The sequence below is a fragment of the Synoicihabitans lomoniglobus genome, assembly GCF_029023725.1.
GTDB lineage: Bacteria > Verrucomicrobiota > Verrucomicrobiia > Opitutales > Opitutaceae > Actomonas > Actomonas lomonigloba.
The window spans coordinates 4,010,714-4,023,460 of record NZ_CP119075.1; the positions used below are offsets into that span (position 1 = coordinate 4,010,714).

Annotated in this window: 12 protein-coding genes; 3 read left to right on the forward strand and 9 right to left on the reverse strand. The window is 62.0% G+C overall.

Going from position 1 to position 12,747, the window contains the following annotated elements; genetic code table 11:
- Positions 1-569: 569 nt before the first annotated feature.
- From PXH66_RS15415 to PXH66_RS15430, 4 genes are all read right to left on the reverse strand, one after another.
- The gene (locus PXH66_RS15415) at positions 570-1,238 is read right to left on the reverse strand and encodes a nitroreductase family protein (RefSeq protein ID WP_330930429.1); all 669 of its coding nucleotides are present in this window, start codon (positions 1,236-1,238) and stop codon (positions 570-572) included.
- A 38-nt stretch (positions 1,239-1,276) separates the two neighbouring features.
- Positions 1,277-1,663, reverse strand: coding sequence for an EF-hand domain-containing protein (locus tag PXH66_RS15420; RefSeq protein WP_330930430.1), 387 nt, complete (start codon positions 1,661-1,663; stop codon positions 1,277-1,279).
- A gap of 75 nt (positions 1,664-1,738) precedes the next feature.
- Positions 1,739-3,238: a sensor histidine kinase gene (locus PXH66_RS15425; RefSeq protein ID WP_330930431.1), complete on the reverse strand. Its 1,500-nt coding sequence runs from the start codon at positions 3,236-3,238 to the stop codon at positions 1,739-1,741.
- 86 nt (positions 3,239-3,324) lie between these two features.
- Positions 3,325-4,020 carry a response regulator transcription factor gene (locus PXH66_RS15430; protein WP_345781740.1) on the reverse strand — a complete coding sequence of 232 codons (696 nt, stop codon included), beginning with the start codon at positions 4,018-4,020 and terminating at the stop codon, positions 3,325-3,327.
- A 146-nt stretch (positions 4,021-4,166) separates the two neighbouring features.
- Here PXH66_RS15430 and PXH66_RS15435 point away from each other — a divergent pair, with 146 nt between their 5' ends.
- Positions 4,167-4,394: a hypothetical protein gene (locus PXH66_RS15435; RefSeq protein WP_330930433.1), complete on the forward strand. Its 228-nt coding sequence runs from the start codon at positions 4,167-4,169 to the stop codon at positions 4,392-4,394.
- Here PXH66_RS15435 and asnS read toward each other — a convergent pair.
- Positions 4,391-5,782: an asparagine--tRNA ligase gene (asnS, locus tag PXH66_RS15440; RefSeq protein WP_330930434.1), complete on the reverse strand. Its 1,392-nt coding sequence runs from the start codon at positions 5,780-5,782 to the stop codon at positions 4,391-4,393. The two genes, PXH66_RS15435 and asnS, sit on opposite strands and share 4 nt — an antisense overlap.
- Before the next feature lie 208 nt (positions 5,783-5,990).
- On the opposite strand from asnS, the gene PXH66_RS15445 reads away from it, so the two are divergent.
- Positions 5,991-7,148, forward strand: coding sequence for an iron-containing alcohol dehydrogenase (locus PXH66_RS15445; protein ID WP_330930435.1), 1,158 nt, complete (start codon positions 5,991-5,993; stop codon positions 7,146-7,148).
- Positions 7,149-7,211: 63 nt separating this feature from the next.
- Here the strand turns inward: PXH66_RS15445 and PXH66_RS15450 are convergent, their stop codons facing one another.
- The 4 genes from PXH66_RS15450 to PXH66_RS15465 form a co-directional block, all read right to left on the reverse strand.
- Positions 7,212-8,627, reverse strand: a complete 1,416-nt coding sequence (locus PXH66_RS15450; protein ID WP_330932068.1) for a hypothetical protein — start codon at positions 8,625-8,627, stop codon at positions 7,212-7,214.
- Between the two features lie 72 nt (positions 8,628-8,699).
- Positions 8,700-9,572: a hypothetical protein gene (locus tag PXH66_RS15455; protein ID WP_330930437.1), complete on the reverse strand. Its 873-nt coding sequence runs from the start codon at positions 9,570-9,572 to the stop codon at positions 8,700-8,702.
- A gap of 73 nt (positions 9,573-9,645) precedes the next feature.
- Positions 9,646-9,837 carry a hypothetical protein gene (locus PXH66_RS15460; protein ID WP_330930438.1) on the reverse strand — a complete coding sequence of 64 codons (192 nt, stop codon included), beginning with the start codon at positions 9,835-9,837 and terminating at the stop codon, positions 9,646-9,648.
- 481 nt (positions 9,838-10,318) lie between these two features.
- Positions 10,319-11,689, reverse strand: a complete 1,371-nt coding sequence (locus tag PXH66_RS15465) for a hypothetical protein (RefSeq protein WP_330932069.1) — start codon at positions 11,687-11,689, stop codon at positions 10,319-10,321.
- 127 nt (positions 11,690-11,816) lie between these two features.
- Here PXH66_RS15465 and rarD point away from each other — a divergent pair, with 127 nt between their 5' ends.
- Positions 11,817-12,740 (forward strand): EamA family transporter RarD, encoded by a 924-nt coding sequence (gene rarD / locus PXH66_RS15470; RefSeq protein ID WP_330930440.1) that lies wholly within the window; start codon positions 11,817-11,819, stop codon positions 12,738-12,740.
- Positions 12,741-12,747 lie beyond the last annotated feature (7 nt).

Here is a 12,747-nt window from a genome sequence, read left to right on the forward strand (position 1 = left end):
CACTTCCTTCGCTCGCGACGGTGAATAAAACTACGCTTCCTGCGGTCGATACCTGGCTCTCAGGCGGCGTAATTACGCTGGGCGCCACCGCCGTCACCACCGAGGTCATCAAAATCCACGCCACCCACCCTGCCATTATTCTGAGGGTTTGGACTAATCGACCCGGTGCACACTCAAGGAGTATTTTCGGACGATTTACACGGGTGCGATCAAGCAACAAATAGATAAAAAGGGGCATAAGTAGGGGGCTTCGACCGCTTGGTTGAGAAACGGCGGGACGCATCGCATTCATTGCGTTCAATGAGCGCAATTTATATATCTGGATTACTCAATTCCTTGCCGTAAACTCTGCCAACCTCAACGCAGTATAATTTTATACTACTACTCTTAATGTAGGTATTCTAACCTACCTTTATGTTGAGATTGGCCACCATAGCCAGCCCGTCGGCGTCGGTGAATAATTGGCTCAAACGCGTTACTTATTCCAAGATCAAAAGACGACCAGTGCGGCACGCGTGCTAGCCTTCTGCGACTTCAAAGACTTCGCGCCGGATTTTATGCCGTGCGTATCATACAAACGAAGCAATGGATTCGAGGGGCTTCTTCGTGATATTGGGGACGTGTGTTCCCGGTGCCGGATAGCCGGCGACCAGAAGCAAAAACGGTTTTTCTGTTGTCGGCCGGTCGAGGATTTCGTTGAGGAAATTCATCGGACTGGGGGTGTGCGTTAGCGTCGCCAATCCCGCGGCGTGCAGCGCGGAAATCAGAAAACCCGTGGCGATGCCAACGGACTCCTTGGGGTAGTAGGTCGGCCGACGCTCGCCGGTTGCGGGATCGACGAAGGCATTTACCGCGAAAATCGCGATCAACCAGGGTGCGACGGACAGGAAGGGTTTTTCCGCGTTGGTGCCGAGTGGTGCCAGCGCTTTCCTCCAATCGTTAGGGGCACGGTGCGCGTAGAATTCGCGTTCTTCTGCCTCCGCCGCCTCGCGAATGCACTGTTTCACTCCCGCGTCGCCAATCGCCACGAAGTGCCACGGTTGCAAATTGGCTCCGTTGGGGGCGGTTCCGGCCGCCTGAAGACAGGTCGCAATGATATCCTGCGGCACGGGGTCAGGCGCGAAATCACGGACACTGCGGCGGCTGCGCATACCCGCGTAGTTCGCCTCGGCGGCCGCCCGCATCTCAGTCTCGGTTTTGCGCTCAAACGACAGGGGCACCAGGGCGGGGGAGTCCATGCCGCCAGCGTGGGCGATCCGCAACAGGATGTCCGCTACTAATCTTCGTGTTGCGGGTGTGGCGGAGGTGGCGGACGCGAGCCGTCTCTCATGCCGTTCAGGTGCGCCGGCGGAGGCAGCGCGATTTCCAATTCATCACGATCCAGCACGCCGTTCTCGTCCCGATCAAAGGTGCGCAATACCGTCGTCGCGTTTTCCAATTCGTCGACGCTGATCGTGCCGTCTGCGTTTTGATCGAAGACGTCCAGCAACGGGTGACCTGCTCCCGGCTCATACCGGGGATGAGGGGGCGCCCCTTGCTCGCCCGGCGGAGGAAACGGTTGGCTTTTCGCCACGGCGGCAGTCATCAGAAAACCTCCGGCAAACAGGCTCAACGAGAGCAACAACGCCGAGGCGACCTTACGGGTAATAACGTTTTCGTTCATAACCCCCACAGGATCGCACCGCCGTGTTAGCGGGTGATGTGCCCGAGCGGCCTTTTCATTAAGCCGGTGTAAATTTCACGCGGACGAGGCTGCGCTTAACTCCACCTCAACTTGGAATCCACGCGGGGTTCGGTTCGTAAACCGGACCGTGCCACCCATCGCTTTAACGCTGGATCGCACAATCGACAGTCCCAATCCCACGCCCCCCGCAGACCTCACCCGGGCCAAGTCGGGGCGATAAAACGGTTCTCCCAATCGCGCCAAAGCCTCCGACGGCACCCCCGGGCCATCATCCGCCACCACCACGTCGATCCGATCGGGCACTATCAGCTGCGCCATAATTTGAATCCGCACATTTTCGCCCCCGCAACGCACCGCATTGCGCACGATATTGCCCAGCGTGCGTTCGAGGAGCAGCGCATCCGCCAGCGCCGTCAGGTCGGGAGCGATCCGTAATTCGACGTCACGACCACCAGCTTCCCTCGCCACGACCTGCCCGACCAGAGGTTTCAATGGCACCGCCATCAGCACCGCTTCGGGTGAACGCATCCCGGCTTTTGTAAAGTCCAACAATTCCCCCACCAACTGCCCCATCTGCTCTACCTCCTCCCGCACGTCAGCGAGCGCTGGGCGCAATTCCGAAGGCACGCGTTCCTCCAATATACTGGTCCCCACCTGGAGGCGGCCGACCGGCGAACCAAGCTCGTGCGCCACATCCGCCAGAAACTTTTTTTGCCCGTCAACCAACGTGTGCAACCGACCCGCCATGGTGTTGATACTTTCGCCCAAATGGCCGATTTCGTCTCGCCGTTTGGTCGGCACCCGCGTCGCGAAATTACCCTCGGCGATGCGCTCCGTGGCCTGCGACAAGGTGCGCAAGGCCCGCGTCATGCGTATAACCAACGGTAACCAAAACAAAACCGACAAGACCACCGCCAGACCCACCGCCCCCAACACCGGCCGCAGATCAAGCAGCGACCCAAAGGCCCACGCCGAGTCAGACACCGCGAACAACGTGCCCGGCTGAGGCGCTGTTTCCGGCGACACTCGCACCGGCACCCGCACGCCAAACCACCACTGCCCCGGCGGATCGATTCGCTCCAACACTCTCCCGGGCACGCTGCCGTCATCCATGCGCCGCGGAAGCTGTTCCTGCGCACTTGGCGGAGGCGGCGGCGGACGGGATCCATCGCGCGACGGCGGAGGCCGGGCGTCTTCGGCCCGTCTTGGTGGTGGCCGACGGGCGGGCTGACCCATCTTTGACGCGATCCGCTCGGGCAGCGCCACATCGGGTCCGCCCACCTGTTCGCCTGGGTTGAGAAAAACATAAAACGACAACCGGTAGTCCGCACTGTAACCCGCCAACAATCGTTCCCGCCCGGCCAGAGGCTCGCGATTATACTCCGCCATGATCACATCGCCGACGTTGCGCAATTGATCGCCCACCGAGCGTTCCATCACCCCACGAATCCCCCCGTTGCCCAGTAACAGCGCCACGCCAACGCCCACCAACAACAGCAGGTTGAGGATCAGCCAAAGACCGATTTTAAGAGCGAGCGGAATGCGAAGTTTCACAAAATAATTGGGGGGAAGAACCTGGAATCTTGCCTCCAGTGAAAGCCGATGGCCCGACCCTTTACGGCGACTTTACAATTTATGCCTCACGAGGCATCCGGGTCGATAAACAGGTAACCCGCCGAGCGCATGGTGCGAATAAACCGCGGCGACCTGGCATCATCGCCGAGCTTTTTGCGCAAAGCCGAAACGTGCACATCAATCGAACGATCGAACACGTCGTAATTGCGCTCCCGCACTTCGTCCAGCAACGCCTCCCGCGACCTCACCCGACCCTTGGCTCGCACGAGACTCAGCAACAAATCAAACTCCACCGGGGTGAGATCCATGGGATCGTCGTTCAAAAACGCCGCCCGTGCCTCCGGGAGCATACGCAGGGGCCCCGCGACCAACTCCACCATCGGGGCGGCCGTCGCGGCGGCCGCAGACTCTTCCCGCGCCGACCGCCGCAGCACGGCTCGCAACCGCGCCAACAACTCCCGCGTCGAAAAAGTTTTGGGCAGATAATCGTCGGCCCCCACCTCCAAGCCCACGATTCGATCCATCTCATCGCCCCGGGCCGTCAGCATCAGGACCGGCACCGTCGAATGCTGGCGGATTCTCCGCAAGACATCGAACCCGTCCCACCCCGGCAGCATCACATCGAGAAGGACCACGTCCCATGAATCCGCCTGGCAGCGCTCCACACCGGAGGGTCCTTCGTGCACCGCCGTCACAGCGTAACCGAGCGGCTTCAAATAATCGGTCACCAAACGACAAAATTTTTGATCGTCATCGATCATTAACACGCGCGTGGCCGTGGATTCTAGCGCAGCAGAGGAACTCACGATACCCGCAGATTCTCGCAAATCCAGCGACGCGCAACCCCGTATCTTGAGCCCATCGCAGCCATTGCGTCCCACCGCTGCGGACGCTGAAATGGCGGGCCATGAAAAAGGCCAAACTCTATTTTGCGCTCATCGCCAGTGCATTGATGGCGATTGTGATTTTCCAAAACACCGACGTCGTGGTGACGCGTGTCCTCTTCATCACCATCGCCATGCCCCGCGCCGCACTGCTGGCCATCACGCTCCTGATCGGCATCGTGATCGGCATCTCCCTCGCCCTGGGCTGGGGCCGCAAGGGCAAGGGGCGCGGACCAAAACTCGGGGCTTAGAACCCGGCGTTGCCCGGAGTGCGGGCGAAGGGGATTACGTCGCGAATATTGGCCATGCCGGTCACGAACATGAGCATGCGCTCAAAGCCGAGACCGAATCCGCTGTGCGGCACCGAGCCGTAGCGACGCAGGTCGAGATACCAGCTGTAATCGTCTTGGTTAAGCCCGTGATGATCCATGTTCGCTTCGAGCACAGCGAGGCGCTCCTCACGTTGGCTGCCGCCCACGATCTCACCGATACCGGGCACGAGCACATCCATGGCAGTGACCGTTTTCCCGTCGTCGTTGAGGCGCATGTAGAAGGGCTTAATTTCCTTCGGGTAATTATAGACGGTGACCGGACACTTGAAATGTTCCTCGGCGAGGAACCGTTCGTGCTCGGACTGCAGGTTGTCGCCCCACTCCACCGGATTTTCCCACGTCTTGCCACTGGCGGTCAGAATCTCGATCGCCTCGGTGTAACTCACGCGCTGAAACGGGCGCTCCAGCACAAACTCCAGTCGCTCGAGCAAACCCTTGTCGACGAACTTGCCGAAGATCGCGAGATCGTCCGCGCAGTGTTCCTTCACGTCCCGAATGAGATACTTCACGAACTCCTCGGCCACATCCATGTTGCCCGCCAGATCGGTGAAGGCCATCTCCGGCTCGATCATCCAAAACTCGCTGGCGTGTCGTGATGTATTCGAATTTTCAGCACGAAAGGTCGGACCAAACGTGTAGACATTGCCCAGCGCACACGCGAAGACTTCGGCCTCCAATTGGCCCGAAACTGTCAGGTAAGTCGGGCGGGCAAAGAAGTCCTGCGCGTAATCAATCAATCCGTCCTCACTTTTCGGCGGGCTTGAGGGATCGAGCGTCGAAACCCGAAACAATTCGCCCGCGCCTTCGCAGTCACTGCCGGTCACAATCGGCGTGTGCACATAGACGAAGCCCTGCTCCTGGAAAAACTGGTGCACCGCATACGCCAACCGGCTGCGCACCCGAAACACCGCACCGAAGAGATTCGCCCGCGGCCGCAAATGGGCGATCTCCCGCAGGAATTCCATGGAGTGTCCCTTCTTCTGCAGCGGGTAAGTCGCATCCGCCGCGCCCACGAGCGTGATTTCCGACGCCTTCACTTCCCACGCCTGCCCTCCGCCCTTCGACGCGACGAGTTCACCGCGCACGGAAATCGCCGCTCCGGTCGTGAGTTTTAAGACGGTTTCGACGTAGCCCGGCATGCCGACGTCGGCGATGACCTGCAGGTTCTTGAGGCACGAACCGTCGTTGAGTTCGACAAAGGAAAACGCCTTGGCGTCACGACGCGTGCGCACCCAGCCGTTTACGAGAATTGAGTCGGCCGGTTCGCTCGCCTGCAGCGCAGCTTTGACGGAAGTGGCTTTAAACATGCGGGTAACCAAATCCACCCCATCGCCGGTCGCCATCTCGAAATGCGCAGAAAGATCGCGCGACGCTCTCCGCCGCAAGTGTAACCATAATGGTTACACTTGCGCGGCTTAACGTCGGCTGACCGCGCTGGCTGCGGCCGCCCGGTGTTCAACGGAAATCCGGGTGTCGCTTGCACCTCGTGCGAGGCGGGCCACGTTGCTCTTCTCCATGGACAACTTCACTTTCCACAATCCAACCCGTATTCATTTCGGTCGCGGCCAAATCGCCGCCATTGCCAACGAAATCCCCGCCGACGCCAAGGTGCTGCTGCTCGCCGGTGGCGGTTCCATCAAGGCCAACGGCGTCTACGACCAAGTCATCGCCGCCCTCGGCGAACGCACGGTGCACGAGCACTGGGGCGTCGAAGCCAACCCCGATTTCGATACGCTCCTGCCAGCAGTCGAGCTCTGCCGGCAGGAGTCGGTCGATTGGGTGCTGGCCGTCGGGGGAGGATCTGTCCTCGACGGTGCCAAGCTCATCTGTGCCGCCGTGCCCTATGCGGGTGACCCGTGGCAGATCCTGCTCGACAACGGTGCCTCCGTGAAAAGCGCCCTGCCGCTGGGCACGGTGCTCACCCTGCCCGCCACCGGCTCCGAAGCCAACGGCGCGTCGGTCATCAGTCGCCGCGCGATCAAGGAGAAGCTCCACTTCATCAGTCCAAGCGTTTATCCGGTCTTTTCCGTGCTTGATCCCGCGACCACGCTCTCCCTGCCGGAGCGTCAGGTGGCCAACGGCATCGGCGACGCGTTTTGCCATGTGATCGAGCAATACCTCACCTACCCGGCCCACGCCGCGGTGCAGGACCAGTTCGCCGAATCCGTCCTGCGCGTCCTCATCGCCGAAGGCCCCAAAACCCTCGCCGATCGCAACGACTACGATGCCCGCGCCAATCTGGTGTGGGCCGCGACCTGCGCGCTCAACGGTCTCGTCGGGGCCGGCGTGCCCCAGGACTGGGCGACTCATACCATCGGTCATGAGATCACCGCCCTGCACGGTATCGACCATGCTCGCACGCTCGCCATCGTGCTCCCGAGTCTCCTCTCCGCGCAAAAGGACACCAAGCGCGCCAAGCTGCTGCAATACGCGGAACGGGTCTGGGGCATCACCACCGGCACCGAAGACGAACGCGTCGCCGGAGCCATCGCCCAAACCCGCGAATTCTACGAGTCCATCGGCATTCCGACCCGCTTCGCCGCCTACGAGGTTGCGGCCGAGGTGGCCCCGCAGGTCGCCCAACGTTTGGCGGCGCGCGGCCTCACCGGCATCGGCGAACACGGGGACCTCACGCCCGAGCGCATCGAAGCGATTCTGCGCGACGCCGCGTAACCAAATCGCAAATACGTCCAAACCCGGCGCGGTCGTTTCCTGCGGAGCGACCGCGTTTCGGGGTCAATACGGTTTGGTGACGTAGGCCCCGTTCTTGTCCTTGAAAATCAGGAGTCGGCGCACCACGTCGATGTTGTCGAAGTAAACTTCGAGATCGTAATCCACGATGCCGCCGATCCGGGCCGGTATCCGGTTTACCACCACACGTGGATCGTCACCTTCGCGCACGCCGGTGAGTCGCATCTGCGCCGCCCACGCCAGCAAATCCTTGGAGGGGTCGACCGTCTGGATGATCTCAATCGGCCGGGGTTTCGAGCCATTCAACAATTCATCGAGTTCCGGCGCCTTGATGCGGCCCACCACTTGGTCCTGCTGCGCGGCCACGGCGGCGATCTCGGCTTCGCGCGCGGCTTCCGCCCGCAGCACGGCTTCGGCGGCGGCCAGCTCGGCCGGCGTCGGCAAATTGGGATCGGCCGGTCCGGCGTCGACACTCAGGGCGGACAAATCGCCGCCGTGGTCGAGATCGGCCAGGGCATTGGCGGCATGCACGTTTTTGTCGTGAGCCGACACGGCGTCCTTTGCTTGTTGCAACATGCGGCCCACGCGGGACATGGGCTTGCCGGGCTCGCTCGCGGTCGCCGTGGCCGGAGCTCCGATCTGGGAAACATCGATCGCGCCATGAGGCGTCTGCACCACACTCGCGGGATCGGCCCCGGCCGCATTGACGACGACCGGCGCGGATGCACTGGTTCCAGACGACGCGGTCGGTTTTTTCCCGGCCGCATACACGACGCTGGGACGGCCGTCACTCGGCGGCACGGCGGCGGGCGAAGGCGCGACCGCCGTCGTGGCTTCCGCCGCTCCATCCCGAAATTCTTCGTCCGGCATCGGAGCAAACAGTGATTTATAGACGTAAAAAGAGAACCCGAGCACCATGCCGATGGGCACGAATTTCGCCAACACCCGGAACAGCAGGATAAACGCGTTACCGCCGCTGCGACGCTTGGCATAATACCGCTCGGCCTTGATGGCTTCCTTGTCGAGCAGGACGCCTTCGGCCAGCGCCGGGGCGGCCGGAGTCGACTCCTCTGCACTCACGGCTTCCGCGGTTTTTTCCTCCGCATTTTCCGCGGACGCTTTCTGGCCACGCGTGGCGAGCGCTTCATCCGCTGCCGCCCCTGGCTTGGCGGCGACCCTGTCTTCCGGGGCCTCGCGTTTCTCCGGCTTGATCGCGGCATCACCCGCCATCGACGGCAAAGTCTCGTCGGCTGAGATGCTCGTTACTTTCCCTTCCATCCACGGCGGCCGCGTGGTGTAGGAGAGGTCATCCGGATCACTGGAAATGGGGTGAGGCGTCGCGCCCGCCGTCGAAGATTTCGGCCCGGATTCGTCCGTCCCGTCATCCGTAACGCGTTTCTTTCGCGCTTTGGGAGCACGCGATTTCAATCGAAAATCCGGCTTTTCTGGCTCGTCGCCCATGTTCACGAATCGCACCCCGCCTTGGACAGGCACTCAATCACATTCTGAGGAGCACCTCCGGGTGGCACGGCGTCAGTAGCGCTTACCGATCGTTTGCCCCAACGCATCCTCAAATACCAACACCCGATGGGTGGACTCGACCCGATCCAGTCGGATGCCCAACCGCTCATCCGCGATCTGACCCGGACGCACTTGCCGACCGTCGATTGTGACAAATACATGCCCCTCGTCCTGCACCTCACCGATCTCGATGACACTGACCCAGCCGGGAAAATCCGGCGCGGACGCCGAAGCGGGACGAGCCACCACGGGCTCCAGGCTGTCGCTCGGGGCGACACGTCCACGTAACCCCACCATCTTGCTCGTGTTCTCAGCCTGCCGAACGACAATAATGGGCGCAGCACGGCTCTCCACGATCTGCGTTTCCGGTTCGTCCGCAAAATCCAAGGTCACTTCGGATGAGGTGTCTTCCTTTGAAGCCATGGCAGAGCCCACCGCCGCCGTGACGGAATCCGTGGCGTTCGAGACGGATTTTTTGGCTTTGTCCAACAAGCCGCTCAGCGCGCCGGGTTTGGACGGGGCACTACGGGGGGTGGAGGAAATGGGCGCCGAATAAGGGTTCGGCGCCGGAGCCTGCGTCGGGCCCGATGCGCCCGTCTCGATGGACAGGGATTGTTCGCTGCCATCGGCGCCAGCCAGGGCATTGGCGGCATGCACCCCGGCATCGTGCGTCGCCACGACATCCTTGACTTGGGCGATCAACATCCCGGCCCGGGAGCTGGGTGCAGCGCCGCCCGTGGAGGCGCCAGCCGTCGGGGATGAGAGATACGCGTTGCGCTCCGAATCGCTGGCCGGTCCGAAAAAGGACATGTAGCCGTAGTAGCCCACTCCACCCACGATCGCCAGAGGCACCAATTTCAGCACCAGAATAAACGGTTTGAGCAACAAACCGCCAAGCCGAGAGCGACGACGCGGTTTGGCCGCCCGCTTGGATCGCCGGGACGCAGGCCGTTTGGATTCAACCGGCGCCACCGGAGGCGTCGACTGCACGGGAGTCGGCGTTTGCTCCTGCGGGAGGTCCATCGGTGGGTTCGATTCCGCGATCCGCGTTGGGGGCGTCGACCCCATCGGAGGTTGCGACGGTGCCGACGTCATGGGCGGCGTCGAGGATACCGGCGATACCGGCGGGTTCGAGTTGCTCACCATCCAAGGCGGACGCGTGGTATAGGCGCTCGGCGTCGACGGAAAGACGCTCCCCGTATCGCGATCGGTGGGAGGAATCGTGGCCTGACCGTCATGCAAAGCCCCGGAATCGCGAATTTGCGGTCCGTCGGGAGCGTAGGGGGAATGGGAGTCCGACACCACGCTGGGGCCGGTGTCGCCAAAGTTGAACGGGGCTGACGTTATGGTCGTCGAAACCGAGGAGACCCGAAACTGAGGCGCCGAAGAACCATCCGATGATGCCGTGTCGCGCCCGCCCGGATGATTCAAATCATCATTCTGGCGGGATTCACCTGAACCGCTGTTCTGCGCGCACATGCAAAACCCATAGGTGTAGGAAAGTCCCTAGGGCGAACCAATTATGACGGATCTTTTACAAAAAACGTCCGAGAATCGAAGCTTGGCCGCAGATTCGCGGAAAAATCCCCCGACCCGCACTCCGACGCCCGCCTCCGGCGGAGGCCTGGCGCTCAGTATTTCTTTCCGACCACGGCTCCGGTCGCATCCTCGAAGATCAATAAGTTTTGGTCGGCGTCGATGCCCCGAAACGTGATGCCCATTTGCGGGTTAACCACGTCGCCTTGTTTCACCAAAATACTGTTGATGAATGCCCGCGGGGGATTGCCTTCACGCACACTGTTGATGCGCACGGTGCCGACCCAGTCTTGGAATTCAGGCGAAGGGATCGCCGCTTGCGCCGGCATTTTCACCGGCTCCCGCTCCATGATCAAAGTGGGCAACGGCTTGGGTTCGGGAGCCGGAGCGATCACCGCTTCCACCTCCTCCGTGATTTGATCATGAGCCGCGGCGGCGTCTTGCGCTTTGTTCACCAGTTTACCAGCGAGCGACTGCGACCCGACGTCGGCGGCTTCGGCCGGGGGCGGCGTGTCGGCGACCGGGGTGGGTTCTTCAGACGCCCCGAAGAAAGTGGTGTAAGCGAAATAGGCTCCTCCCATCACCAATCCCACGACCAGCAACATAATCGCGATGATCGCGATTTTGAAAATCGGGCTCTGCTCGGGACGCTTGCGACGTTTGCGCGGGGCGATGTCATCATCGTCGTCGTCTTCGCCCCCTGCGAGGGGCACCGCTGCTCCGGCGGGAGGCGGATATCCTGCCGGCGTTTCGCCTTCGCCCGTGACCACCGACAACGGAGGCGGCAGATCCGAATCCGCCGCGACGCTCCCGGCATCAGGTTCCACCGGAATCGGTGGCCGTGACATGCTGATCGGTTTGGGTTTGTCCTTGGGCGCCGCCGTCGTCGGGTCGTCCGGACTGGGGCCGGCGGCGTCTTTTTTGTTGGCCCAGGAAAGTTGAAGTCGCGGCTTTTCGGCCGGTGTCTCCGCGGGGGAATCCGCAGGAGTTTCTGCGTCGGGCAGTGATGGCGCGGACTCGGGAGCAGAGGCCGCCGCCGCCGCCGCTGGTTTGGCCCCGCCCAGACCCTTAAGGGAAAGTCCGGGTTTGCGCTTCACGGGTTCCGCCGCGGGAGGAGGCTCCGGCGCGGGTTCGGAGGGCGCCGACACCTCCGCCGATGGCGTCGGAGTGTCAGCGTCGGTTTTAAAGGAAAGGCGCGGCTTGGGGCGGGTCGCCGACGCTTCGGGAACCGCCGGAGCAGAAGCGGGGGCTTCCGGCGACGTGGCTTCCGGCGACGCAGGCATCTCGGCATCGGACGGGAGTTTGAGCTTCGGTTTGATGCGCAACGACGGCGAAGCCGACGAATCCTCGGTCGGGGACGAAGAACTCGTGTCATCGGAAGACGGCTCTTCCGGTTTTGGCTTGCTGCGGGGTCGCAGTCGCAACGCTGGCGGCTCGGGCTCGTCGCTCATGACAACCTTTTTCATCTGAGTGCGCGGGGGATGCGATTCCTTTTTTCACCCCCGTCCATCGAAACTATTGATTAACAATTCCCTTTCGCAGCCATCGGCGCAGTTGGACGGGGATTTGACGCCGGGCGGAAGCCACCGGAGGGTGCGCGACCTGAAAACCACGTCTCCCTCCATCTCCGATCCCTCCCAGGCGGGCGTAGCGGCTGCGGCGGTGAGCTATTTCCTATGGGGCATATTGCCGATCTATTGGAAACTGCTCGACGGTATTTCCATGGTGGAACTGCTCGCCCACCGCATGGTGTGGACGCTGACGGCGGTGCTGATTTTCCAGACCGTGCGGGGTCGCCTGAGTGGGTTGCGCGATACGTGGGCCGATCCGGTCAGCCGACGGGCGCACCTGAAAAACTCCGCTTTGCTCAGTGCCAACTGGGGGCTTTATGTGTGGGCGGTCGGTCAAGGCAGGATCATCGAGACGAGTTTGGGCTACTTTCTGGTGCCGCTGCTCAACGTCGCACTCGGCCGACTGTGGTTCGGCGAACGACTTCGCCGCGCCCAAAAAGTGGCGATCGGTTTCGCGGCGGCGGGGGTGACGTTGCTGATCGTGCAGGTGAACACGGTGCCGTGGATCGCCCTCGGCTTGGCCGCGACCTGGGCGTCCTACGGCTTGGTGCGCAAACAGTCGCACGCCAGTCCCCTGAACGGCTTGGCGCTGGAAACCACGTTCGCCGCGCCGATTGCGTTGGGCTTCATCGGCTGGCTGACGGCGAGCGGAGGCGCAGCATTTGGGAACACGAGCCCATCGGCGACGTTGCTCATGGTCGGCACCGGCGTCATCAGCATGGTGCCCCTCACGTTATTCGCCTACGGCGCGCGGCGACTCAAATTCACCACGCTCGGCTTGCTGCAATACCTCGCGCCGACCTGCCAGTTTTTGATCGGTTGGCTGGTTTACCGGGAACCGTTCAGCCTCGATCGGGCCGCCGCGTTCGGGCTCATTTGGATCGGCCTGGCCTGCTACACGATCGATGCCGTTCGCGCCAGCCGTCGACCGCTGAGTCCCGTTTGATCCGATT